Source organism: Streptomyces sp. NPDC005931 (assembly GCF_042871235.1).
GTDB lineage: Bacteria > Actinomycetota > Actinomycetes > Streptomycetales > Streptomycetaceae > Streptomyces.
In genome coordinates this window covers 63178-87067 of the sequence record NZ_JBIAIG010000013.1, presented here as the reverse complement: position 1 = coordinate 87067, position 23890 = coordinate 63178, and the positions used below count along the sequence as shown (strand labels likewise).

Annotated in this window: 23 protein-coding genes and 1 pseudogene; 14 read left to right on the top strand and 10 right to left on the bottom strand. The window is 74.2% G+C overall.

Features of this window, described 5'->3' with window-relative positions; genetic code table 11:
• Positions 1 to 234 precede the first annotated feature (234 nt).
• Genes dhaK through ACFYOV_RS26390 form a run of 3 tightly spaced genes read left to right on the top strand, consistent with a single transcriptional unit; the run spans position 235 to position 2298 of the window.
• Positions 235 to 1227 (top strand): dihydroxyacetone kinase subunit DhaK, encoded by a 993-nt coding sequence (gene dhaK, locus ACFYOV_RS26400; protein WP_389091435.1) that lies wholly within the window; start codon positions 235 to 237, stop codon positions 1225 to 1227.
• 50 nt (positions 1228 to 1277) lie between these two features.
• Positions 1278 to 1895 carry a dihydroxyacetone kinase subunit DhaL gene (gene dhaL, locus ACFYOV_RS26395; RefSeq protein WP_389091433.1) on the top strand — a complete coding sequence of 206 codons (618 nt, stop codon included), beginning with the start codon at positions 1278 to 1280 and terminating at the stop codon, positions 1893 to 1895.
• The gene (locus ACFYOV_RS26390; RefSeq protein ID WP_389091431.1) at positions 1888 to 2298 is read left to right on the top strand and encodes a PTS-dependent dihydroxyacetone kinase phosphotransferase subunit DhaM; all 411 of its coding nucleotides are present in this window, start codon (positions 1888 to 1890) and stop codon (positions 2296 to 2298) included. The genes dhaL and ACFYOV_RS26390 overlap by 8 nt, the downstream gene beginning before the upstream one ends.
• A gap of 84 nt (positions 2299 to 2382) precedes the next feature.
• Here the strand turns inward: ACFYOV_RS26390 and ACFYOV_RS26385 are convergent, their stop codons facing one another.
• Positions 2383 to 3129 (bottom strand): glycoside hydrolase family 75 protein, encoded by a 747-nt coding sequence (locus ACFYOV_RS26385; RefSeq protein WP_389091429.1) that lies wholly within the window; start codon positions 3127 to 3129, stop codon positions 2383 to 2385.
• Between the two features lie 390 nt (positions 3130 to 3519).
• On the opposite strand from ACFYOV_RS26385, the gene ACFYOV_RS26380 reads away from it, so the two are divergent.
• Positions 3520 to 4518 (top strand): fibronectin type III domain-containing protein, encoded by a 999-nt coding sequence (locus tag ACFYOV_RS26380; RefSeq protein WP_389091427.1) that lies wholly within the window; start codon positions 3520 to 3522, stop codon positions 4516 to 4518.
• A 168-nt stretch (positions 4519 to 4686) separates the two neighbouring features.
• Positions 4687 to 5223 (top strand): hypothetical protein, encoded by a 537-nt coding sequence (locus ACFYOV_RS26375; protein ID WP_389091425.1) that lies wholly within the window; start codon positions 4687 to 4689, stop codon positions 5221 to 5223.
• Between the two features lie 142 nt (positions 5224 to 5365).
• Here the strand turns inward: ACFYOV_RS26375 and ACFYOV_RS26370 are convergent.
• From ACFYOV_RS26370 to ACFYOV_RS26360, 3 genes and pseudogenes are all read right to left on the bottom strand, one after another.
• Positions 5366 to 5908 (bottom strand): annotated as a pseudogene (locus tag ACFYOV_RS26370) (PadR family transcriptional regulator); the annotation flags it as partial.
• 31 nt (positions 5909 to 5939) lie between these two features.
• Positions 5940 to 7955 carry an FAD-dependent oxidoreductase gene (locus ACFYOV_RS26365; protein WP_389091423.1) on the bottom strand — a complete coding sequence of 672 codons (2016 nt, stop codon included), beginning with the start codon at positions 7953 to 7955 and terminating at the stop codon, positions 5940 to 5942.
• Positions 7956 to 8083: 128 nt separating this feature from the next.
• Positions 8084 to 8452 carry a hypothetical protein gene (locus tag ACFYOV_RS26360; protein ID WP_389091421.1) on the bottom strand — a complete coding sequence of 123 codons (369 nt, stop codon included), beginning with the start codon at positions 8450 to 8452 and terminating at the stop codon, positions 8084 to 8086.
• Between the two features lie 240 nt (positions 8453 to 8692).
• Between ACFYOV_RS26360 and ACFYOV_RS26355 the strand changes: the two genes are divergently transcribed.
• Positions 8693 to 10771 (top strand): SpoIIE family protein phosphatase, encoded by a 2079-nt coding sequence (locus tag ACFYOV_RS26355; RefSeq protein ID WP_389091419.1) that lies wholly within the window; start codon positions 8693 to 8695, stop codon positions 10769 to 10771.
• Positions 10772 to 10787: 16 nt separating this feature from the next.
• Here the strand turns inward: ACFYOV_RS26355 and ACFYOV_RS26350 are convergent, their stop codons facing one another.
• The gene (locus ACFYOV_RS26350) at positions 10788 to 11537 is read right to left on the bottom strand and encodes a putative protein N(5)-glutamine methyltransferase (RefSeq protein WP_389091416.1); all 750 of its coding nucleotides are present in this window, start codon (positions 11535 to 11537) and stop codon (positions 10788 to 10790) included.
• A 357-nt stretch (positions 11538 to 11894) separates the two neighbouring features.
• On the opposite strand from ACFYOV_RS26350, the gene ACFYOV_RS26345 reads away from it, so the two are divergent.
• The 6 genes from ACFYOV_RS26345 (at position 11895) to ACFYOV_RS26320 (ending at position 17529) form a co-directional block, all read left to right on the top strand.
• On the top strand, positions 11895 to 12500 hold the full coding sequence (locus ACFYOV_RS26345; RefSeq protein ID WP_389091414.1) for a sulfite oxidase-like oxidoreductase: 606 nt from the start codon (positions 11895 to 11897) through the stop codon (positions 12498 to 12500).
• Positions 12501 to 12504: 4 nt separating this feature from the next.
• On the top strand, positions 12505 to 13290 hold the full coding sequence (locus tag ACFYOV_RS26340) for a ferredoxin reductase (protein ID WP_389091697.1): 786 nt from the start codon (positions 12505 to 12507) through the stop codon (positions 13288 to 13290).
• Between the two features lie 109 nt (positions 13291 to 13399).
• A complete protein-coding gene (locus tag ACFYOV_RS26335) occupies positions 13400 to 13984 on the top strand; it encodes a hypothetical protein (protein ID WP_389091411.1) in 585 nt (194 codons plus the stop codon).
• Between the two features lie 360 nt (positions 13985 to 14344).
• Positions 14345 to 15313, top strand: a complete 969-nt coding sequence (locus tag ACFYOV_RS26330) for an acetylxylan esterase (RefSeq protein ID WP_389091409.1) — start codon at positions 14345 to 14347, stop codon at positions 15311 to 15313.
• A gap of 177 nt (positions 15314 to 15490) precedes the next feature.
• Positions 15491 to 16657 carry a serine hydrolase domain-containing protein gene (locus ACFYOV_RS26325; RefSeq protein ID WP_389091406.1) on the top strand — a complete coding sequence of 389 codons (1167 nt, stop codon included), beginning with the start codon at positions 15491 to 15493 and terminating at the stop codon, positions 16655 to 16657.
• 128 nt (positions 16658 to 16785) lie between these two features.
• On the top strand, positions 16786 to 17529 hold the full coding sequence (locus ACFYOV_RS26320; protein WP_389091405.1) for a GntR family transcriptional regulator: 744 nt from the start codon (positions 16786 to 16788) through the stop codon (positions 17527 to 17529).
• A gap of 81 nt (positions 17530 to 17610) precedes the next feature.
• Here ACFYOV_RS26320 and ACFYOV_RS26315 read toward each other — a convergent pair whose 3' ends face one another.
• From ACFYOV_RS26315 to ACFYOV_RS26305, 3 genes are all read right to left on the bottom strand, one after another.
• Positions 17611 to 18372: an acyl-CoA thioesterase gene (locus ACFYOV_RS26315; RefSeq protein WP_389091694.1), complete on the bottom strand. Its 762-nt coding sequence runs from the start codon at positions 18370 to 18372 to the stop codon at positions 17611 to 17613.
• A gap of 87 nt (positions 18373 to 18459) precedes the next feature.
• Positions 18460 to 19203: a class I SAM-dependent methyltransferase gene (locus tag ACFYOV_RS26310; protein ID WP_389091404.1), complete on the bottom strand. Its 744-nt coding sequence runs from the start codon at positions 19201 to 19203 to the stop codon at positions 18460 to 18462.
• A gap of 2 nt (positions 19204 to 19205) precedes the next feature.
• On the bottom strand, positions 19206 to 19772 hold the full coding sequence (locus ACFYOV_RS26305) for a PadR family transcriptional regulator (protein WP_389091401.1): 567 nt from the start codon (positions 19770 to 19772) through the stop codon (positions 19206 to 19208).
• Between the two features lie 70 nt (positions 19773 to 19842).
• Here ACFYOV_RS26305 and ACFYOV_RS26300 point away from each other — a divergent pair, with 70 nt between their 5' ends.
• Both ACFYOV_RS26300 and ACFYOV_RS26295 read left to right on the top strand, forming a co-directional pair.
• Positions 19843 to 20241 carry a nuclear transport factor 2 family protein gene (locus tag ACFYOV_RS26300; RefSeq protein ID WP_389091399.1) on the top strand — a complete coding sequence of 133 codons (399 nt, stop codon included), beginning with the start codon at positions 19843 to 19845 and terminating at the stop codon, positions 20239 to 20241.
• A gap of 439 nt (positions 20242 to 20680) precedes the next feature.
• Entirely contained in the window at positions 20681 to 21871 is a 1191-nt protein-coding gene (locus ACFYOV_RS26295; RefSeq protein WP_389091396.1) for a D-alanyl-D-alanine carboxypeptidase family protein, read from the top strand.
• Between the two features lie 18 nt (positions 21872 to 21889).
• Here ACFYOV_RS26295 and ACFYOV_RS26290 read toward each other — a convergent pair whose 3' ends face one another.
• Together ACFYOV_RS26290 and ACFYOV_RS26285 are read right to left on the bottom strand one after the other, a co-directional pair.
• Complete coding sequence (locus ACFYOV_RS26290; protein WP_389091395.1) at positions 21890 to 22822, bottom strand: glutaminase; 933 nt, start codon at positions 22820 to 22822, stop codon at positions 21890 to 21892.
• Positions 22823 to 22872: 50 nt separating this feature from the next.
• Positions 22873 to 23889, bottom strand: a complete 1017-nt coding sequence (locus tag ACFYOV_RS26285) for an asparaginase (protein ID WP_389091691.1) — start codon at positions 23887 to 23889, stop codon at positions 22873 to 22875.
• Position 23890: the final 1 nt, after the last annotated feature.

Below are 23890 nucleotides of genomic sequence, written 5' to 3'. Positions count from 1 at the left end.
TACGACCGTACGCTCTGGCGCGCACCGGTGCGCAGCGGCCCCGGCCGGACCGGCCCGCGGTGCCGTCCCGCGTGACCTTCGAGGCCACAGGGCCGATACTTCCAGGCAGGACCGGTACCGCCCGGAACCGGCGTCCGGGCGCCGCCGACCATCCTGATCGACAACCCGAAACCCGCCTGACCAGCTGGATCACACGCCGGAGGGCCGACCCGCACAGCTCCCCAGGAGGTACCCATGAAGATGCTCATCAACGTTCCGGAGACCGTGGTGGCGGACGCCCTGCGCGGTATGGCGGCGGCCCATCCCGAGCTCACCGTGGACGTCGAGAACCGGGTGATCGTACGGCGGGACGCTCCCGTCGCCGGGAAGGTGGCCCTGGTCTCCGGCGGAGGTTCCGGGCACGAGCCGCTGCACGGTGGATTCGTGGGACCGGGGATGCTCTCGGCGGCCTGTCCCGGAGAGGTGTTCACCTCCCCCGTGCCCGACCAGATGGCGCGGGCCGCGGCGGCGGTGGACAGCGGATCCGGGGTGCTGTTCGTGGTGAAGAACTACACCGGTGACGTCCTGAACTTCGACATGGCCGCGGAACTGGCCGAGGACGAGGGCATCCAGGTGGCGAGGGTGCTGGTCAACGACGACGTGGCGGTGACCGACAGCCTGTACACGGCCGGCCGGCGCGGCACCGGCGCGACGCTGTTCGTGGAGAAGATCGCGGGCGCCGCCGCGGAGGAGGGGCAGCCGCTGGAACGGGTGGAGGCCGTCGCGCGCCAGGTCAACGAGAACGCGCGCAGCTTCGGCGTGGCCCTGAGCGCCTGCACCACGCCCGCCAAGGGCACTCCCACCTTCGATCTGCCGCCCGGAGAGCTGGAGTTGGGCATCGGCATCCACGGCGAGCCGGGGCGTGAGCGGCGCCCGATGATGACCTCGGGCGAGATCGCCGAGTTCGCCGTGGGCGTGATCCTGGAGGACCTCAGTCCGCGCAATCCGGTCCTGGTGCTGGTCAACGGCATGGGCGCGACACCGCTGCTGGAGCTGTACGGCTTCAACGCCGAGGTGCAGCGGGTGCTCGCCGAGCGCGGCGTCGCCGTGGCCCGTGTCCTGGTGGGCAACTACGTCACGTCCCTCGACATGGCGGGCGCCTCGGTCACCCTGTGCCAGGTCGACGAGGAGCTGCTGCGGCTGTGGGACGCGCCGGTCGGCACGCCGGGGCTGCGCTGGGGCATGTGACGGCCACCGGGATCCCGGGCGCACGAACACCTACCACGCAAGGAGATCCAGTGCTCGACGCCGACTTCTTCCGCCGTTGGATGACGGCGACCGCCGCGTCCGTGGATCGCGAGGCGGAACGGCTGACCGCCCTCGACTCGCCCATCGGGGACGCCGACCACGGCAGCAACCTCCAGCGCGGTTTCACGGCCGTGACGGCCGCGCTGGAGAAGGAGCCGCCCGCCACGCCCGGGGCGGTGCTGATCCGGGCGGGGCGCCTGCTCATCTCCACCGTGGGCGGCGCGTCGGGGCCCCTGTACGGGACGCTGCTGCGCCGCACCGGCAAGGCGCTCGGCGACGCCGCCGAGGTCGGCGAGGCGCAGCTGGCCGAGGCCCTGCGCACCGGGGTGGAGGCGGTCATGCAGCTCGGTGGGGCGGCACCGGGCGACAAGACCATGATCGACGCGTTGGTGCCCGCGGTGGACGCGCTCGGCGACTCCTTCGCCGCGGCCCGTGCCGCCGCCGAGGAGGGCGCGGTGGCCACGACGCCGCTGCAGGCCCGCAAGGGCAGGGCCAGTTATCTGGGCGAGCGCAGCATCGGGCACCAGGATCCGGGGGCCACCTCGGCGGCGCTGCTGATCGCCGGGCTCGTCGAGGCCGCGGCGGGCGAGGGGGCCGGCGATGAGTGACGAGAAGCGGGTGGGGATCGTGCTGGTGTCCCACAGTGCGGAGGTGGCCGCCTCGGTGGCCGAGCTGGCGCGGGGTCTGTCGGGAGCCGGTGCCGCCGTGCCGGTCGCCCCCGCGGGCGGCACCGAGAGCGGCGGCCTGGGGACGAGCGCCGAGCTGATCTCGGCGGCGGCGGCGTCGGTCGACCGGGGGGCGGGTGTCGCCGTGCTCACCGATCTGGGCAGCGCGGTGCTGACCGTGAAGGCGCTGCTCGCCGAGGGCGACGAACTCCCCGAGAACACCCGGCTGGTGGACGCGCCGTTCGTGGAGGGCGCGGTGGCCGCGGTGGTCACGGCGGCGACGGGAGCCGACCTGGCCGCGGTGGAGGCGGCAGCCGCGGAGGCGTACACGTACCGGAAGGCGTGAGTTCCGGGGCGGGACCCGCATCCCGGCCCCCGGTACGCGCCCAGTGGAGCCCGTGCGGGGCTGCCACGGGGCGCACCGGTCCGTTCAGCCGCCGTCGACGAACTGCCGGGCCAGCCGCTCCCCCGTCGTCACCGCCGCCGCACGGTCCTCGATGGGCGTCGCACGCTCCCCCTTGAACACGATGTAGGTGACGCCGGAGGGCGCGCCGCCGGCCCGCGGGTCGGGGTCGATACCGAGGGCGTCGGCCGTGGCGTGGGACGCCTCGCCGATGACCCCGGCCGGGCCGACGTCGCCGACGACCGCGTACTGGACCCGGTCGCGGTACACGACCGCGGCGACCGATCCGCCCCTGATGCCGGCGGCCCAGTAGTTCCACACGGCGCTCGGCGCGGGGACGACCACGAACGGGAGGCGCTCGGAGCTCAGCGGGCGGCCGTCGGACTGGGCGAACGCGGTGGAGGGGGAGAAGTACGGGTCGGTGGCGGCGTTGCAGCGGGGACCCGGGCGGCCGTCGCAGTCGATGTCCATGTCGGCCTTCCAGTACACCGCGTCACGGGTGCCGCACACCGGGACGGTGGCTCGTGCACCGTGGTCCTTGCGGTAGCGGCCGTGGGAGACAGGGGTGCACTCGCGCACCCGGGCCAGCAGGTCCGCCGCGGTGACGGAGTTCTCGCGGGACACGGCCGGTTCCGTGCGGGGCTGCGCCGGGCGGGCGGGGAGTGCGGTGGGGGCGAGCAGTGCGGCCCCGGCCACGGCCAGGGTGAGCGACTGGACACAGGACACGATGGGAAGGGCCTCTCCTCGGGGACGCTGACGGGCACGCGGCCTCATTAGACCCCCGGCCGGCCCGGCGGCAACCCGGCAGGGCCGGACGGTCCACACGCACGGACGCCCCGCGGAGGCCGGGTGGCGGAACACGGACGGGCGGTGGGCGGCGGCCGGGTGGCGCGGGCCCCCGGGACGTCCCGACGGGCGCCGGGCGGCCGGAACGGGTGCCCGCTCCGGCTGCCCCCGGCGCTCACGCCGGCGCGGCATCTGCGACGACAGCGGTCCGCGCCACAGGCATGAACTCCCCAGTCCTCATAGGGCAGTTCAGCCGTTCAGGAACTCAGCATACGTAACCCCGCACGGTGCCGACCAACGCTCACCCTCTTGATGTGATCGCGTCAGCAGGTCATATTGGTCCGGACCATTCCCGCGCCCCACCCGGGAGGCAGAGTCGTGCGAGTCGTTCCCCGTGCCCTGTCCGTGCGCCGCTGTGCCCTGCTGTGCGGGTCGCTCGCGCTCGTCGCCTCGTGCGGCGGGGGCGGCGCGGACGGCACAGGGGGCGAACGGCCTCCCGGAGCGCCGACCGGCGTGACCGCCGAGGCCGGCAGCGCCACCAGCGTGCACGTCATGTGGAACGCGGTCGCCGCCTCGGCGGCCGAGGTCGACGGCTACGAGGTGTATCGGGGCTCCACGAAGGTCAAGGAGGTGCCCGGTCCGCAGCGCATGGTGGACGTCACCGGGCTCCGGCCCTCCACCGCCTATGTGTTCACCGTGCGCGCCCGGGACACCGAGGGCCGGCTGGGACCGCCGAGCCGGGCGGTCCGGGCGAGGACACCCGGGACGACGGTGGCCGATCTCGCCGCCCCGAGTCCTCCAGCACGGCTGCGGGGCCGGGCGGCGGGCGGCCGGGCGGCCCACCTGGCGTGGTCGGCCTCCACGGACGACCGGGGGGTGGTGTCGTACGACGTCTACCAGGCCGGCACCAAGATCCACAGTGTGGGCGGGAGCCGGACGGCCACCGTGGTCACCGGGCTGCGGCCGGGCACCCGCTACGCCTTCACCGTCCGGGCCAGGGACGCCGCCGACAACCTCTCCCCCGCCGGCGCCCCGGTCCTCCTCACCACCACGGGCGGCAAGGAGGACGTCACCGGCGCGCCCACGGCGTTCCGGGCCGGGAGCCACAGGAGCGACGGCGCGTACCACCTCGAACTCGCCTGGGTTCCGCCCCGGGTGGACGGGGTGGTCACCGAGTACCAGATCCACCTCGACGGCCGTGCCGCCACCTCGCTCGTCTTCGGCGCGCGGGCGCCGCGCGACCGGGCGACCCACAGCTTCTACGTGGGGCGGAAGTCCGGGGTCACCCACCGGGTGAGGATCCGGGCGAAGTTGCCGGACGGGACCTGGGGCGGCTACTCGGCGGAGCGCACGGTGACGACGGGCGGCCGGGACTGACCGCACGCCCGGGTCGGTCGGCGGTGCACGGGCGTCACCTGGCCGGCGGCGGCCGGAGTGCGCGGCGGACCGGGTGCGCCTTGGCTGGGCCCCGAGGCAGCACGGGGCTTCCCCGATTCCGGCGGCGCAAGGATGTACCGCCGACCGTGCCGCCGGAAGGCAGTCGACATGCGCACCTCATCACCACCGCTCCGCTCCGGTGCGACCGTTGCGGCCGCCGCCGCGCTCGCACTCGCCACGGCCGCCGGTACGGCCGCCGCGGGACCGGGGATCTCCGTGAGCACCACCGGATCCACCGTCTCGGTCACCACCAGTGCGTGTGCCCAGATCAACGGGAACTGGGGCACGGCCTCCCTGCTCGGCAGCGGCCAGTCGAGCTTCGCCCAGGGCCGTCAGGTGGCCCTGGTGGGGACGAGTGCGGGCCAGTCCGCCGCCTGGTCGAACGTCGCCGCGGGCACGTACACGGTCATCGTGGTGTGCTCCAACGGCAGCACCGCGGGCACCCAGTCCGTCATCGTCTCCACCGCCCCCACCCCGACGGTCACCCCCACGGCGTCGCCGTCGCGGGGCGTCATGGGCGGCGTCGGCGGGGCCGCGGAGGACTACGGGACCGAGACGCTGGTGGCCGGCGGCGCGCTGGTCGGCACCGGGCTGCTCGCCACGGCCTGGTACCTGAAGCGGCGGAGCAGGCCGCACCGCCTCTGATCCGGCGCCGGCCGCCCTCGTCCGACGCGCTCCGGTCGGGCGGCCGGCGTCATTGCGCCTCGGGTTCCGGCAAGTGCCCGGATTCCGGCCGGGCTTCGTCCCCGGGTTCCGGCAAGTGCCCGGATTCCGGCCGGGCTTCGTCCCCGGGTTCCGGCAGGTGCCCGAACTCGGTCAGCGCGTGCTCCAGCCACTGGGTCCAAAAGGTCTCCAGGTCGATGCCGGCCCGCAGCACCAGGTGCCGCAGCCGGTCCTGCGGACCGTCCTTGCCGGGCGGGAAGTCGCGCCGCTCGATCTCCCGGTATTCCGCCAACTGCCGTAGGTGCAACTCCAGATGGTGCCGCAGGTCGGCTTCGAGACCCGCCGTGCCGACCACGGCCGCCGCCCTCAGCCGCAGCAGCAGCGTGTCTCGCATGGGCTTCGGCTCCTGGGACGCGGCGGTCCAGCGGGCCAGTTCGGCGCGGCCCGCGGGCAGGACCTCGTAGGCCTTCTTCTGCCCGCGGGCCGGCTGCTCGGTGGGCAGGGCCCGGATGAGGCCCTCGGCCTCCAGCTTCCCCAGCTCGCGATAGATCTGCTGATGCGTCGCGGACCAGAAGTAGCCGATCGACTTGTCGAACCGGCGGGTCAGCTCCAGCCCCGACGACGGCTTCTCGAGCAGGGCGGTGAGGATCGCGTGCGGGAGTGACATGGGCTCATCCTAGGGAGGGGCCCCGGGTGCCCTACAGCGCCGCCGCCAGCTCGGTGCCCTGCTTGATGGCGCGCTTGGCGTCCAGTTCGGCGGCCAGGTCGGCACCACCGATCAGGTGGACGGGGCGCCCGGCGGCGACCAGCTCCTCGTACAGGTCGCGGCGCGGCTCCTGCCCGGTGCACAGGACGACGGTGTCGACCTCGAGAACGGTGCTCTCGCCGCCGACGGTGATGTGCAGCCCGGCGTCGTCGATCCGGTCGTAGCTCACCCCGGGGACCATGGTGACGCCGCGGTGCTTGAGCTCGGTGCGGTGGATCCAGCCGGTGGTCTTGCCGAGACCGGCGCCGACCTTGGAGGTCTTGCGCTGGAGCAGGTGCACGGTGCGCGGCGGGGCGGGGCGCTCGGGCGCGGCCAGGCCGCCGGGGGCACGGTAGTCGAGGTCGACGCCCCACTGGCGGAAGTACGTCTCGGGGTTCTCGTGCGCCTTGTCGCCGCCGTCGGTGAGGAACTCGGCCACGTCGAAGCCGATGCCGCCCGCGCCGAGGATCGCGACACGGTCGCCGACGGGGACTCCGTCACGGAGCACGTCGAGGTAGCCGAGGACGCTCGGGTGGTCGACGCCGGGGATGTCGGGGACGCGCGGGGTGACGCCGGTGGCGACGACGATCTCGTCGTGTCCGGCCACGTCGTCGGGCGTGACGGTGGTGTCGAGGCGTACGTCGACGGCCAGTTCGGTGAGCCGGGTGCGGAAGTAGCGCAGGGTCTCGTCGAACTCCTGCTTGCCGGGCACCTTGCGGGCGACGTTGAGCTGGCCGCCGATCTCGCTCGCGGCGTCGAACAGCGTGACGTCGTGGCCGCGTTCGGCGGCGCTCACCGCGCAGGCGAGCCCGGCCGGCCCGGCCCCGACGACCGCGACGCGCTTGCGGCGCCGGGTCGGGGACAGGACGAGCTCGGTCTCGTGGCAGGCGCGCGGATTGACCAGGCACGAGGTGATCTGCCCGCTGAAGGTGTGGTCGAGGCAGGCCTGGTTGCAGCCGATGCAGGTGTTGATGGCCTCGGGCCGGCCGTCCGCGGCCTTGGCGACGAAGTCGGGGTCGGCGAGCATCGGGCGGGCCATCGACACCATGTCGGCCGTGCCCTCGGCGAGCAACTGCTCGGCGAGTTCCGGGGTGTTGATGCGGTTGGTGGTGACGAGCGGGATCGACACCTCGCCCATGAGCCGCTTGGTGACCCAGGTGTAGGCGCCGCGCGGCACGGAGGTGGCGATGGTCGGGATGCGGGCCTCGTGCCAGCCGATGCCGGTGTTGATGATCGTCGCCCCGGCGGCCTCGACCGCCCTGGCCAGGGTGATCACCTCGTCCAGGGTGGAACCACCGGGCACGAGGTCCAGCATGGAGAGCCGGTAGACGAGGATGAAGTCCTCGCCGACCGCCTCGCGCACCCGGCGCACGATCTCGACGGGGAAGCGCATCCGGTTCTCGTAGGAGCCGCCCCAGCGGTCGGTGCGGCGGTTGGTCTGCGTGGCGATGAACTCGTTGATCAGGTAGCCCTCGGAGCCCATGATCTCGACGCCGTCGTAGCCGGCCAGCCGCGCGAGGCGGGCGGTGCGGGCGTAGTCGTCGATGGTGCGCTCGACCTCGGCGTCGGTGAGCTCGCGCGGCGGGAAGGGGCTGATCGGCGCCTGGAGGGGGCTGGGCGCGACCAGGTCCCGGTGGTAGGCGTATCGGCCGAAGTGGAGGATCTGCAGGGCGATGCGGCCGCCCGCCTCGTGCACGGCGTCGGTGACGACCCGGTGCTGCTCGGCCTCCGCCTCGTGGGTGAGCTTGGCGCCGCCCTCGTAGGGCCGGCCCTCGTCGTTGGGGGCGATGCCGCCGGTGACGATGAGGCCCACTCCGCCGCGTGCCCGTGCGGCGTAGAACTCGGCCATGCGCGCGAACCCGCCTTCGGCCTCCTCCAGGCCGACGTGCATGGAGCCCATGAGGACCCGGTTGGGCAGGGTCGTGAAGCCCAGGTCGAGAGGGGTCAGCAGGTGCGGGTAACGGCTCATCGGGCCCTCCGTGCGCGGTGTGGTTCCTCTGTTGTAGAGGACGGACACCGCTTTATGCAACTAGTTGCATAAGCGTGACGGAGGGCACAGCGGTGACGCGCCCCGGCCGTGCCGGGGCGCGGCGCGGCTCAGCGGCTCTCGAGGCGGACGTGCAGTTCCTCCTCCTGGTCACCGGGGACCTTGCTCAGGTCGTGCACGGTGAACAGGGAGTCCAGGGTGGTCCGGAACCGGTCGATGGCCCAGTAGCCGCCGTGCGCGTCCGCGTCGACCGAGGACGACAGCCGGGCCGGGCGCACGCCCTCGTGCACGTCGGCCACGTCGAAGGTGCCGAGCCAGACGGTGGGCCGGGTGTCGGAGAACTCCTCAGGGACGTCGTCGGAGCAGCGGTCGGACGCGAAGCAGGCGCACAGCGTGTCGAACACGATCCGGGCGTCGTGCTTGCTGCATCCGCTGATCTCCACGGACACGGATTCCGGGTGCGGTCGCTCGCTGCCCATCGTGGTCGCTCCTCTCGGTCGCGCTGCCCCGCCCCTCCCCCAGCAAAGCACCACCCGCCGGGGAGCACTACCCGCGGGCGGCCGCCGTGGCATCAGGTCGAAAAGCACCCGCATCCGAGTGGGGGGAACGTGAAAGGAGACGGCACGACCGGCGGAAAATCGCCCCCGCGCGCGGTAGAACAAAGGGGGTGTGGGCACGGCGACGGCGTGCCGCGAGGATCGGCGAAGGCGGGGCGTGGGATGAGTGCAGCCGGGTCACCCCTGGCCGAGGACGGCGGACCGCCCCGCGGGCCGGTCGGCCCCAGCGGGCTGCTCGACGTGCTGCGCGTGGCCTCCGTGGTGCTGGACACCGAGGGACGGATCGTCCTGTGGAGCCCCCAGGCCGAGGAGTTGTTCGGATACGGCGCCCAGGAGGCGCTCGGCCAGTACGCGGCCCGGATCATGGTCCACGAGCAGCACCTGGACCTGGTGGTCAAACTGTTCGCCGACGTCATGAGCACCGGGCAGAGCTGGGCCGGGGCCTTCCCCATCCGGCGCAAGGACGGCACGACCCGGCTGGTGGAGTTCCGCAACATGCGTCTGCTGGACGACCGGGGGGACGTCTACGCCCTCGGCCTCGCCGTCGACCAGTCGACCGTGCGCCGGCTGGAGCGGGACGTGGCGCTGTCCACGCGGATCGTCGCGCAGTCCCCGATCGGGCTGGCGGTGCTGGACACCGACCTGCGGTACGTCTCGGTCAATCCCGCGCTGGAACAGATCAACGGGATCCCGGCGGAGGAGCACCTGGGCCGCACGGTCCGCGAAGTGCTGCCCCAGTTGGACGCCGGGGCCCTGGAGGCCGCCGCGCGCCGGGTGCTGGACACCGGGCGGCCGGTCGTCGACCAGTCCACCATGGGCCGCACCCCGGCCGACCCGGACGAGGACCACGCCTGGTCGGTGTCCCTGTACCGGCTGGAGAACGCGCTCGGCACGGTGCTCGGCGTCGCCGTCTCCGTGGTCGACGTGACCGAGCAGTACCGGGCGGCCGTCGAGGCCGAGGCCGCGCGCCGCCGACTGGCCGTCATCGCCGACGCGTCGGCCCGGATCGGCACCACGCTCGATCTGGACCGCACCGCACGCGAGCTCGCCGACGTGGCCGTGCCGGAGCTGGCCGACGTGGTGGCGGTGGATCTGCTGGACGCGGTGGTCCAGGGCCGGCGCAGCGCCCTCGGCCCCGCCGAGCCGGCGGTGATCCGGGCGCTGGCGGTGCAGGGCCACGACGCGGTGGAGGCGGTGCGGGCGGCCGATCCGCCGGGGCAGGTGGCCCGGTACGGCCCGGACCGGCTGGTCACCGAGTGCGTGCGCAGCGGCCGGCCGGTGATGGTGCCGCGGGTCAAGGACGAGGACCTGGCGCGCATCGCACGGTCACCGGAGGGCGCGGAGCTGCTGGCCCGGGCGGGCGTCCACTCGTACCTGGCCGTGCCGCTGATCGCGCGCGGCGAGGTGCTGGGCGCGCTCGACCTGAAGCGCACCAACAACCCGCTGCCGTTCGACGAGGACGATCTGCTGCTGGCCCGGGAATTGGCGTCCCGCGCGGCCGTGCAGATCGACAACGCCCGCTGGTACCAGAACGCCCGCGGCACCGCGCTCACGCTCCAGCGCAGCCTGCTGCCGAGCCATCCGCCCGTGACCGGCGGACTGGAGGTCGCCTCCCGCTACCAGCCGGCCGGCGCCACCAGCGAGGTCGGCGGCGACTGGTTCGACGTGATCCCGCTCGACGGCGGCAAGACCGCCCTCGTGGTGGGGGACGTGATGGGCAGCGGCATCCCCGCGGCGGCGACCATGGGGCGGCTGCGCACCGCGACCAACACCCTGGCCTCGCTCGACCTCGACCCGGCCCGGCTGTTGGAGCACCTCGACCGGATCACCGGCGGGTTGGAGCAGGCCATCGCGACCTGCGTCTACGCCGTCCACGACCCCGGGCTGCGGCAGTGCCGGATCGCCAACGCCGGGCATCTGCCGCCGGTCCGGGTGCGGGCCGGGCACGCCCCGGAACTGCTCGACCTGCCCACCGGCGTGCCACTGGGGGTCGGCGGGGTCGCGTTCTCCACGACCACCGTCGATCTGGCGCCGGGCGACCGGCTGGTGTTCTACACCGACGGCCTCGTCGAGACCCGGCGGCACACGCTCGACGAACGCCTCGACCGTCTCCTCAGCCTGCTCAACGGGCCCGACCGCCCGCTGGAGGAAGTCTGCGACCTCCTGCTGCGCACGCTGCACGAGCCCGACAACTTCGACGACGTGGCGCTGCTCATCGCCCGGGCGACACCGCCGGGCTGAGGTCGCCGGCGGGACGTCACGGCAGGACGCCGATCACCACATGGGCGTCCTGCTCCTCGCAGACGGCCGGGCGGGCGCGCAGGCCCGCCGCGGTGAAGGCGGCGACGGCGGTGGCCGACTGCCGCCGGCTCGTCTCGACCAGGACGCAGCCGCCGGGCGCCAGCCAGCGGGGCGCTCCGGCGGCCACCCGGCGCAGTACGTCGAGGCCGTCCGCGCCGCCGTCGAGGGCGACGCGCGGCTCGTGGTCGCGCGCCTCCGGGGGGAGCAGACCGATCTCGCCGCTCGGGACGTAGGGCACGTTGGCGGCGAGGATGTCCACCCGGCCGCGCAACCCGGCCGGGAGCGCCGCGAACAGGTCGCCGGTGTGGACCACGCCGCCGACGTCCGCGACGTTGCGGCGGGCGCAGCGCACGGCGGCCGGGTCGATGTCGGCCGCGTGCAGTTCCGCCCCGCCCAGCTCCGCGGCCAGGGCCGCACCGACGGCGCCGGAACCGCAGCACAGGTCGACCACGACGGCGGCGTGGGGCGCCCGGGCGAGGGCCTGGTCGACCAGGAACTCGGTCCGGCGCCGGGGCACGAAGACTCCGGGTTCCACGGTGACCCGCCGGCCCCGGAACCCGGCCCAGCCCACGACGAGTTCCAGGGGCAGCCCGGCGGCCCGGCGGCCGGCCATCGCGGCGGCCTCCAGGGGGCTGCCCGCGGTGGCGAGGATCAAGGCGGCCTCGTCCTCGGCGAAGACGCACCCGGCGGCCCGGAGGGTGGCCACCAGCTCCGCCGGGGAGGCCGGCACGGCGCCCGAGGCGGGTGGTGCGAGGCGCGGAACGTCAGGGACGGGCGAGGGGGAGGACGAAGAGGGGAACGGCATGGACGCAAGGGCCTTTCGAGCAGGCGAAGGGCGCTCCCGGGGTCACCTGTCGCCGGTGACCCGCGTCGCTCGGAGGTGAGAGCACCCGATCTGACACAGCGGAATGGGTCTCACCCCCTCGGTTCTCCATGGCTGGGTCCGTCCGCAGCCGGACCGCAACGTTACCCGATGATCTCGCCGCCCGGGCCGGCGGACCGGTCGCGTACGGTGGAACGCGCCATCGCCCGAGCACCAGACGCAACGGAAACCGCTGATCACGTGAACATCACCCGAGGCTTCACCGGCCGGCCGCGTGTGGACAACCCCGGCCTGCCGCCCGGTCAGTACGACGCGGGCGAGGACTGGCCCGTGCTGTCCGCCGAGGTGACCCCCGACCTGCTGCCCGCCGACTGGACCTTCCGGATCGACGGCCTGGTGGAGGAGCCCCGGACCTGGGACTGGGACCAGGCACACCGTCTGCCGGCGTCCGCGTACCGGGGCGACATCCACTGCGTGACGGGCTGGTCGAAGTTCCGAGTGCGCTTCGGCGGCGTCTCGCTGGACGCTTTCCTGGATGTGGTCCGACCCCAAGGGGCCGCGACACATGCCGTGGCCTACTCGCACACCGGTTACACGACGAACCTGCCGCTGGCGGATCTGACCGGCGGCCGGGCATGGATCGCCTGGGAGTTCGACGGGGAGCCGCTCCCGCCCGAGCACGGCGGCCCGGCCCGGCTGCTGGTTCCGCACCTGTACTTCTGGAAGAGCGCCAAGTGGATCGCGGGGCTGCGGATCCTCGACCACGACGACCCGGGTTTCTGGGAGCGCAACGGCTATCACGCGCGGGGCAATCCGTGGGAGGAGCAGCGGTACTCCGGTGACTGAGAGGATGACGAGCACGCCGTCGGAGTCCGTGCCGGAGCCGGAGTCCTTCGTCGCGCCGACCCGATTCGCCGTGCCCGGGCGCATCGGGGTGAGTGAGCAGACGGCCGCCACCTGGCGAACGGCCGCACTGACCGAGATCCGCCGCGAGACGCCGCGGGCCGCGACCTTCCGGTTCGTCGTGCCCGGCTGGCCGGGGCACGTGCCCGGGCAGCACCTGATGCTGCGGCTGACCGCGGAGGACGGCTACACGGCCCAGCGGCACTACTCGATCGCGTCCGCGCCGGACGACTCCGGGCACCTCGAGCTGACCCTCGACCACGTCACGGACGGAGAGGTCTCGGGCTGGTTCCACACCGTGGCCCGGCCGGGCGACCGGATCGAGGTGCGCGGCCCGCTGAGCGGCTTCTTCGCCTGGCCGGGCGACCGGCCCGCGCTGCTGCTCGGCGCGGGATCCGGAGTGGTCCCGCTGATGTCGATGGTGCGGCACCACCGGGCGCGGGGCCTGTCCGTGCCGTTGCGGATGCTGGTCTCGGCGCGCAGCCCCGAGGAGCTGATCTACGCGCGGGAGCTCGGCAGCGAGACCACTCCTGTGTTCACCCGCAGCGCGCCGCCGGATGTGGCCGTGGGACGTATGGCAGCCGCACATGTGGCGCCGCTCGTGGCGGAGCAGCCTCCCGGTGGGTGGGAGGCCTATGTGTGCGGCTCCAATGCCTTCGCCGAGCACGCCTCGCGCCTGCTCGTGGCGGCGGGGCAGCCCGTGGAGCGGATCCGCATCGAGCGCTTCGGCTGATCACCCGGGTGCGCACGGCCCTCCGGCCCGGTACGGGGCACGGCCGTTTCGTGCCGGCACGCGCGGGCACCCCTGCCCGAGGCCGGGGTGCACGTGCGAGGAGATCGACATGCGAACCCGCGTGCTCGGATGGCGTTGGCGGCGCAGTCCGCTGCGGCGCCGGTCCGACGTCGTGGAGGCGTGGACGGTGCTGGTCGTCGCCGTCCTGCTGTCGGTCGGTGCGCCGCTGGTGGGCGCGTTCGCGGCGTGGTGGGCGTACGACGAGGCGAGGGCGGCCATGGTGCGGCAGCGCGCCGAGCGCCATCAGGTGCGGGCCGAGGTCCTCGGCCCCTCTCCCCGTGCGCCGTCCCCGGCGCGGGTGGGCGGGCAGCATGCGTACCGGGCGACCGTGCGCTGGACGGAGTGGGGCGAGGGACCGCGCACCAGCGACGCCTACGTCCCGGTGGACGCGCGCCCGGGCGACGCGGTGGAGGTGTGGTTCGACGCACGGGAACGCAGTGTGCCGCCCCCCGTGGACAGCGAGTCGGTCCGGCAGCACAGCCTCGGCGTCGGCGCGTGCGCCGCGGGCTGCGCGGCCGGGGCGGTGCTCCTCGCCCACGGGGTGGTGCGTCAGGCGGCGCTCCGCCGACGGCTGGCCGAATGGGAGCGGGAGTGGGCCCGCACGGAACCACGGTGGTCGCACCGCGGCGTGTGACCGTCAGCGCTGCCCCGGCGCTCCCGCCGCCGTCCCCGCAGCACCTCCACGACCGTCCCCGCGGCATCCCCACGACCGTCTTCGCAGCATGCCTCCGGCCGTCCGCGGGGCGCCCCCGGCCGCCCGTGTGCCCCTTCTCCTGAACCGCCGGTGACCCGATCACCGGGCCCTCGGCCTCGGCCTCGACGCTCCGCCCCGGAACCGCCGCACAACCGCTTTCCGCCTTCCCGGCGTTGCGTTCCGCAGGTCCACTCGGAGGACCTCCCTGGGTCCGGAGCAGCCGCAGGACTCTGGCGATACATCCGATGATCCCCGTACCGTGAGATCACCTGTGCTGTCCCTTCACCAAGGCGGTTCCCGATGGCACTGTTCGACCTTCCGCTCGACGAACTCCGCGAGTACCGCAGCGAATCCGCCGCGCCCGACGACTTCGACGCCTTCTGGTCCAAGACGCTCGACGAGGCGCGCGCCCACGACCTGGACGCCCGGTTCGACCCGGTCGACACGGAACTGTCCACGGTGCGGGTGCTCGATGTGACCTTCGCCGGGTTCGGCGGTCACCCGGTCAAGGGATGGCTGACGCTGCCCGCCGGAGCGGACGCCCCGCTGCCGCTGGTGGTGGAGTTCCTCGGGTACGGGGGCGGCCGCGGGCTGCCGCACGAGCATCTGCTGTGGGCGTCCACGGGGCGGGCGCACTTCGTGATGGACACCCGCGGCCAGGGCAGCGCCTGGGGCGCCGGCGGAGGCACCGCGGACCCGGTCGGCGGCGCACCGGCGTACCCCGGCTTCATGACGCGCGGCATCGACGCGCCCGAGAACTACTACTACCGCCGGGCGTTCACGGACGCGGTGCGCGCGGTGGAGGCGGCCCGCTCGCACCCGTTGACGGACGCGTCGCGCACGGTCGCCGTGGGCGCGAGTCAGGGCGGCGGCATCACGCTCGCGGTGGGCGGCCTGGTCCCGGACCTCGCGGGCGTCGCCCCCGACGTGCCGTTCCTGTGCGACTTCCCGCGCGCGGCCACCCTCACCGACCGGCACCCGTACCGGGAGATCGGCCTGTACCTGAAGACGCACCGCGGCCGGACCGAGGACGCCCTGCGCACCCTGTCCTACTTCGACGGGGTGCACTTCGCCGCCCGCGGCCGAGCCCCCGCGCTGTTCTCCGCCGCTCTGGAGGACCAGACCTGCCCGCCCTCGACGGTCTTCGCGGCCTTCAACGCATGGGCGCACGAGGACAAGGCGATCGAGGTGTACGACTTCAACGACCACGAGGGCGGTGGCCCGTTCCAGGTGGCGGCCAAGCTGCGCTGGATGCGTTCGCGCGCCTGAACCCGCCCGGGGCGCTCGGCTCCGCGGGCAGGTGGACATCCACCGGAGCGTCCGGCGGCCGACGGCGGCCTCTCCCGTGCCGACGGCCTTCCGCACGATCCGACCAGTCGGTACGTTCTGAGGGCCCGGACCGCGGCGCGGTGGTCCGGGCTTTTCCGAACGGTCGACGGAGGGCCCATGTCCGAGCACGAGGCACCAGTCCACGGTTACTGCGACCCGCGTTTCGCGGCGGTGCGCGCGGCGTTCGAGGAGAACTTCCGGGAGCGGGAGGAGCTGGGCGCCGCGGTGGCCGTGACCGTGGACGGCACGACCGTGGTGGACCTGTGGGGCGGCTGGGCCGACGCGCACCGCACCCGGCCGTGGGAGCGGGACACGACGGTCAACGTGTGGTCGACCTCGAAGGGGCCGGTCGCGCTGTGCGCGCACGTGCTCGCGGACCGGGGGCTGCTCGACCTGGACGCTCCGGTTGCCGCGTACTGGCCGGAGTTCGCCGCGGCCGGCAAGGAGAAGGTGCTGGTGCGCCATCTGCTCTCGCACCGCGCCGGACTGGCCGGACTGCGCGAGCCGCACTCGCTCGCGCAGCTGTGCGACTGGGAGCTGACCACCCAGCGGCTGGCGGCCACGGAGCCGTGGTGGGAGCCGGGCACCCGGTCCGGCTATCACGCGCTGACGTACGGCCACTTGGTGGGGGAAGTGGTGCGCCGGGTGTCGGGGTTGCTGCCCGGGGCGTTCCTGGCCCGGGAGGTGACCGGTCCGCTGGAGGTCGACTTCACCATCGGCCTGCCGGAGCGGGACACCGCCCGGGTCGCCGAGCTGGTCCAGCCGCCGGCCCGGACCGGCAGCGAACAGGCCGCGGTCTTCAGCCGGTTGGCGCCGGAGGCCATCGCCGCACTGACCAATCCGGCGGTGGGCGCGGTGGGCGCCAACACCGCCGAGTGGCGGGCCGCCGAGATTCCGGCGGCGAACGGGCACGGCACCGCCCGCGCGGTCGCCGCCCTGTACGGGATCTTCGCCGGCCGTGGCTCGTACGGCGGCCGGCGCCTCCTGTCGCCGGAGGCCGCCGAGCGAGTGCGCGAGGGACAGGGCGCCTGCCGCGACCTGGTCCTCGGCGCCGGGTTCCGGCACGAGACCGAGGTCGGCCTGGGTCTGTGGCTGAGCGGCGCAAACGGGTCGTACGGCCCGAACCCGAGGGCTTTCGGACACGACGGCTTCGGTGGCTCCTGCGGCCTCTCCGACCCCGAGGCGGGGGTGTCGCTGGGCTACACGATGAACCGGATGGGGCCTCACATCGCGGACGACCCGCGCAAGATGTCACTGATCGACGCCCTGTACGGCGCATTCTGACCGGGGCGCGGGCGGCCCGTTTCGGCCGAACCGGCCGCCCGCTCTTCCCTGCTGGTGTAGACCAATGTTAGAAGTGGTGGCGCACTGAACCCGCACGCACACGGAACGTCACCAACAGGAGGCGCGGCATGGCCCGCACCACTCCCCCCGCACCACCACGCGCCGAAGGGGAGCCACTCTACCGGCGCATCGCGGCACAGCTGCTCGGCGAGCTGCGCGACGGCGGCATCCCGCCGGGCGAACGACTGCCGGGAGAACGGCACTTGGCCGAACACTTCGGGGTCAGCCGGGAGACCGTACGCCAGGCGCTGGAACTGCTGCGCCGTGACGGACTGGTCGCCACCGACCGGCGGGGCAGCCACGCCACCCTGCCGTGCCTGCCCCGGGAGACACCGGCCTCGCTCATCTTCCCGGTGGGCGCCCGGTGCGCCGTGCCCGACGCCGCGGCCCGGGCCACGGTCACCTGGGAGCCTCCACCCCCGGGGCACGCCGAGGCCCTGGGCCTGGCGCCGGGCCGGCCCACTTTGGTGCACCGGTACCGGTCGGCAGCCGCGGACGGGCGCGGACTGCGCACGGCCGTGACATCGTTTTCCGCCGTGGCGCTCGCGGAGGTCGAGGAGCTGGCACGGTACCGCGACCGCGCCGACGGCTCGGCGGCGGCGGAGCTGCGGCGGGCCTACGACTGGATGCGCCGGGCGGGCCTGACGCTGCACCACCGGGACTCGATCACCCGGCTGGCGACGACGCCCTCGGTGCGGGTCACCCGGCAGGTGCACGACCAGTACGCCCGGCCGCTGGAGATCACGGAGCTGGTGGTGGACGCGCAGCAGGACGCGCTGGTCTACGAGTTCACGCTGCCGGCCGCCGTCTGACGGGGCATCGGAGGTCCCGTGGCCCGTGGCGGGCCGGCGCGCGGCGGACGCCGCCGGCCGGCCGGCGCCCGCCACCGAGCCTCACTCCGCTCCCGCCCGCACCACCCTGGCCTGCCGGCCCAGGGCCAGCAGGCGGCGGTCGGCCGTCCACACCGCGGCGTCGTCGACGGCCCAGCCGCCGCCCGCGTGCTCGGTACGGATGCGCACCAGGGTCCACCCCGCGGGCGCCTCGCCGTCCAGGGCGTCGGTGAAGTGCACGGTCAGTTCGGCGGTGGGGACCGGGCGTGGGGTGCGCCAGCGGGCGTAGAGGGCGGGCGGCAGGACGTCGGTGAGGATGACGACCGCGGCGGCATCGAGGGCCCGGCCGTCACGGAAGCGGACCCAGGCGACGAGTTCGGCACGGGGGCCGCCGGCGAGCGGGCGATCGGCCGTTGCGGGACGAATGTCGAGCTGCCGGGCGAAGGGGGCGAGTTCGACCGGCAGGTGGAGCGGGACGCAGTCGTCCGGCCCCGGCACCCGGGGCGGCGGAAGTCCTTCGTGGCCGGGACCCGTGCGGCCCGGGCCCAGGAGAACGGAGCCGAGCACGACGGGCTCCCCCTCCTGGTACCCGGTGAACAGACAGGTGGCGGTGCGGCGGCCGGTGGCGGGTGCGGTCCCGGAGAAACGCAACGGGCCGGTGCCGACGGGCGCCAGGAAGTGGGTGGTCAGCGAGCGGACCGGCTGGGCGGCACCACCGAATCCACCCCGTACGGCGTCCAGGGCCGCGCCGGCGACCCGGCCGCCGTGCGCCCCCTCCCAGGACCACCACAGCGGGTCGATGCGGGTCTCGTCATGCGTAGTCATGGTCACGGCGCCCACACTAACCAGGTAAGTTGGAAAAACCAACGCACTGGCTCCGCCGAGTTCGGGAATCCGGCCCTCACCGGTCCCTCAGCCGGGCCGCCGCGCAAGCACCAGCCGGACCCGTGGACTGCCGTCGCTGCGCCGCCCGAACTCGGGCAGAGGGAGGAGCTCGACCAGGAAGCCGGCCCGAGCGGCCTCGCGCCGGACGTCGGCGAGGCGGAAGGACCGGTAGTACATGACGAACGGCGGGCGCCACACCGCGTTGCGCACCCGCATCACCGCGTCGAAGCCCAGCAGCATCCAGTACCCGGCCGAGTTCGCCCGCGGCGGGGCGACCACGGGGAAGGCGAAGCATCCGCCGGGCCGCAGCACGGAGTGCACCTGCGCGAACAGACCCGGCAGTTCACGGGGCAGGAAGTGCCCGAACGCCCCGAAACTCACCACCAGGTCGAAGGCCGGCCCGAACGGCAGCGCCCGCGCGTCGCCACGCACCCAGGAGACCCGCGGACCGCCCGGCCGGGTCCGGACCCGCGCGCGTTCCCGCTCCCGTGCGACGGCGAGCATGCCCGCGCTGAAGTCGACGCCGGTGACACGCTCCCGGCACACCCGGGTCAGTACCTCCACGCCCGCCCCGGTGCCGCAGCACAGGTCGAGCCCGGTGCCGAAGGGCCCCGCGCGGCGCAGTGCCGACGCCGTGGCGTCGAGGACCGCGTCGGGCGTGCGGAACGGAGTACGGTCGAACTTGGGCGCGAGGAGGTCGTAGCCGCGCTCCACGGACGACAGCGCCTGGACGGCGAGTTCGCGCAGGCTGGGGCCTCCGGGACCGAACACGGTCAGCCTCCCAGGAGGGCGCGCTGCTCGAGGACGGCGAGAACGCGCTCGCACCAGCGCAGGTTCTCCTCCTCGAAGGCGATGCCGCCCAGCAGGGTGAGGTACGGCCCCACCCGATCGGCCTTGCGCAGATACTCCTCCTCGGTCCGGCCGTCCAGCAGGCGTTCGCGCACGCGCGCGTACCGGTCGAGCTTGCCGCGTGCCCAGGCCATGCGCTCCTCGACCAGGGCCCGGGTCGCTTCGGGGTCCACGCCGTCCATGGCCTGGATCTTGATCAGGAGTTCGTCACGGATGGCGGTGGGCCGCCGGGGCGGCTCGGCGGCGAAGGCGTCCAGATCGCGCCGGCCTGCCTCGGTGAGGGAGAACATGCGCTTGTCCGGCCGCCGCTCCTGCCGGACCACCCTGGCCTCGATCAGCCCGTCCCCGGCCAGCCGTTCCAGCTCCCGGTAGAGCTGCTGCGGCGTAGAGGCCCAGAAATTGGCGAACGAGACGTCGAAGATCTTGGACAGCTCGTAGCCCGAGGCCTCCCCCTCCAGGAGAGCGGCCAGGACGGCGTACTTGAGGGACATGTGGACACGTTAACAGCGGGTGAGTAGGGTCTCCCGCACCTATTCAATTAGTTGACTATGGAGGGGTGCGATGCGGGCATTCCGGGAAGCGGTCGAGGCCAACGACCTCGACGCCGTCGAAGCGCTGCTGACCGAGGACGTCGTCTTCACCAGCCCGGCGGTGTTCAAGCCGTACACGGGCAGGCCGATCACCGCGGCGATCCTGCGCGCCGTGGCGGAGGTGTTCGAGGACTTCCGCTATGTGCGCGAGATCAACGACGTCGAAGGCCGCGATCACGCACTGGTGTTCACTGCGCGCGTGGGCGACCGCCAGATCGAGGGCTGTGACTTCATCCACGTCGGCGACGACGGCCGCATCGAGGAACTCACCGTGATGGTGCGGCCGTTGTCGGGCGCGCAGGCGCTGGCCGGGGCCATGGGGGCGCGCTTCGAGCAGATCGCCCGGGAGGCCGGGGAACGCACGGCCTGACCGGGATCGCAGCCCCCCGCAGCGCATCACCCAGGGCCCGCCGCTCGTCACCGGCGGGCCCTTCACCACCGGCACACGGAACTCCGGCTGAGCCGTGCCGACCGTCGGCTGTTCCCGGCGGTGGCATCACCGCCTCCGGCACGCGCCGTGAGGAACCGCCGCCGAGACCGGCCAAGTCGGCCACCGCTCAGGGCGTTCGGCGAGCGCTGCGGTCCCGGGGCGGGCGGGCAGCCCTGGAGGCACGCCTGGAGCGGATGCACGCGACACGGGACAACGCGACGCCCCTGCGGCGCATCCGGCCGCCCCTGCCCGGCCGCTGACACCGGGAGCGTGCCGCACCGGTCGCGGGCGACGGCGGCGGTGTGGCATCCGGGTGCTCGCGGGCGCCGTCCGGCCCGGGCAGCGCGGCGATCCGTGCGCGCCTTCCTACGTTGGCGGTATGACCATCGGATTGGCTGTGCGGGCTGCCGTGTCCGCTTCCCTGCTCTGCGCGGTGGGCCTGGCGGTGCTTGCGCCCGGCGCGGCGACCGCCATTGCGGTCGCGGATCCCGGACCACCGCGCGACGGCGGACCGGGCGCCGCCGCGCCGCCGGCGTCGCTGCTGCACCGCTCCGGCACCCATGTGCGTCCGCGCGCGGGGGCGCCCGGGCTGCCGCAGGTCTCCGCACGGTCGTGGCTGGTGGCCGACGCCGGCACCGGAGAGGTCCTGGCGGCGCACGAGGCACACCGCAGGCTGCCGCCCGCCAGCACCCTCAAGACGCTGTTCGCCCTGGCCGTGCTGCCCGCCCTGCCGGGCGGCATCCGCCACGAGGTCACCGAGGCGGAGCTACGGGACGTCGGCCCCGGCAGCAGTCTCGTCGGGATCGCCGAGGACCGTACGTACCGGGTCTCCGACCTGTGGAACGGCGTCTTCCTCAACTCCGGCAACGACGCGGTGCACGTCCTGGCCGCGCTCAGCGGCGGGCGACGGGCGGCGGTGGAGCGGATGCAGGCCAAGGCCCGCTCCCTGGGAGCCCACGACACCCGGGTGCGCTCGCCCGACGGCTACGACGCCCCGGGCCAGGTCTCCTCGGCCTTCGACCTGGCCGTGTTCGGCCGGGCCGGGCTGCGCAACCCCGACTTCGCACGGTACTGCGCCAGGACCGTGGCCCACTTCCCCGGCCGCGACGGCGGAACGTACGGCATCCGCAACACCAACCGGCTGCTCACCGGGGCCGACGGCGTGGCCCCGTACCGGGGCCTGGTCGGCATCAAGAACGGCTACACCAGCGGCGCCGGTCACACGCTCGTGGCGGCGGCGCGCCGCGACGGGCGCACCCTCGTGGTGACGGTGATGAATCCCCGGGCGGGCGGCGGGCACGCCGTCTACGAGGAGGCGCGCTCGCTGCTGGACTGGGGGTTCGGCGCGGCCGGACGGGTCGACGCGGTGGGATCGCTGGACGCCCGGCGGGTCTCCTCCCTGTCCGGCCCGCAGGCGGCGCCCGACGACGTACCGGCACCGGTCCCGGTGGCACGGCCGGGCACGCCGGGCCTGCCGGTGGCGTGGGCCGTCGCGGGGGCGGCGCTGCTGGGCGGGGCGGTCGTCGCAGTGTTCCTGCGGCTCGTGGGAGGCCCGATGCCCAGGAGCTGACCGGCGGGCGGGCCGGGTTCAGAACACCGACAGACCGGTCAGGGTCGTGAAGCGGTCCAGCGCCGCGACACCCGCGACCGAGTTGCCGCGCTCGTCCAGACCGGGGCTCCACACGCACAGCGTGCAGCGTCCCGGGACGACGGCGACGATCCCGCCGCCCACGCCGCTCTTGCCGGGCAGGCCGACCCGGTAGGCGAAGTCGCCGGCCGCGTCGTACGTCCCGCAGGTCAGCATCACGGCGTTGACCTGCTTGGCCTGGCTGCGGGTGAGCAGCCGGGTACCGTCGGCGCGGACGCCGTGCCGGGCCAGGAACGAGGCGGCAAGGGCGAGGTCAGCGCAGGACGCGGCGACCGAGCACTGCCGGACGTACTGGTCGAGCAGGACGGGCACCGGGTTGTCGATGTTGCCGTAGGACGCCATGAAGTGGGCGAGGGCGGCGTTGCGGTCGCCGTGCGCGGCCTCGGAGGCGGCGACCTCCTGGTCGAAGCCGAGACCGGGGTTGCCGCTCTCGGCGCGCAGGAAGTCCAGCAACGCACCGGACGCGTCACCGCTACGGGTGTGCAGGCGGTCGGTGACGACGAGGGCGCCGGCGTTGATGAACGGGTTGCGCGGGATGCCGTCCTCGTACTCCAGCTGCACCAGGGAGTTGAAGGGGTTGCCGGACGGCTCGCGGCCCACGTGGTCCCACAGGTCGTCGCCCTCGCGGGCCAGGACCAGGGCGAGGGTGAACACCTTGGTGACGGACTGGACGGAGAACGGCTGCCGCCAGTCCCCCACGCCGTGGACCGTGCCGTCCGGCTCGGCGACCGCCATGCCGAACCGGCGCGGGTCGCAGGCCGCGAGCGCCGGGATGTAGTCGGCGGGCCGGCCACGGCCGGGAGTGCGCGAGATCTCCTCCGCGATGCGCTCGAGGACCGGCCGGAACGTCTCCGACGACGTCATGATCACCATTCTTCCTCGCCGGCCGGTCCGGCGGCTTCCCGATCGGCAGGGGGGCGGCCTCAGGCCGGGACGACGCAGGCGTGCGGGTCGAGGGCGGAGGTCACGCGGACCGAGCCGACCGGGCGGCCGCCGCCGAGCAGCGGTTCCCCCGCGAAGGCGGCGAGCGCGGTGGGTTCGACGCCGGCCCGGGCGAGGGCGGCGGCGGTCACCGGGACACGGGCCCGGTTCGCCCCGTCGGCGATCTTCACGGCGACGGCACGGCCGTCGGGCAGGGCGGCGACCTGGACGCCCTCGAAGCCGTCCTTGGCGAGCAGCCCGGGCACGGCCCGCATCAGCCCGGCGACGTCCCGGCCCGAGCCGGAGGCCATGGCGGCGTGTTCGCGCACGGCGTCGGCGACCCTGGCCTCGGGAGTGCCGGGCGCGGCGGTGGTGATCCGGGCGGCGGAGCGGGCCAGGCCGTGCAGGGAGACCGCGAACAGGGGGGCTCCGCAGCCGTCGACGGTCACCCGTGCGACACGCTGCCCGGTGAGGTCCTCGACGATCTCGGCGATCGCCTGCTGGAGGGGGTGGGCCGGGTCGAGGTAGTCGTCGAGGGACCAGCCGTTGAGGACGCAGGTGTAGAGCATGGCGGCGTGCTTGCCGGAGCAGTTCTGGGCGAGCCGGGAGGGCGGGCGGGCCTCGCGCACCCAGGCGTCCCTGACCACCGGGTCGAACGGCAGGTCGGGAACGTTGCGCAGACGGTCCTCGGTGAGCCCGGCCGTCCGCAGGATGCGGCGGGTGGCGGCGAGGTGGCGTTCCTCGCCGGAGTGGCTGGCCGCGGCCAGCGACAGCAGTTCGCCGTCGAGCGGGAGCCCGGCGCGCACCATCGCCACGGCCTGGACGGGCTTGAGCGCGGAGCGGGGGTAGAAGGCCGCCTCGATGTCGCCGAGCCGGAACTCGACCTCGCCGTCGGCGCCGAGAACGACGACGGAACCGTGGTGGACGCCCTCCACCATCCCGCCGCGTACGAGATGCGCGACGGGGACGTGGCGGGGCTCGCGGACCGGGGGTTCCTGCGCGACGGGGCTGGTGTGCATG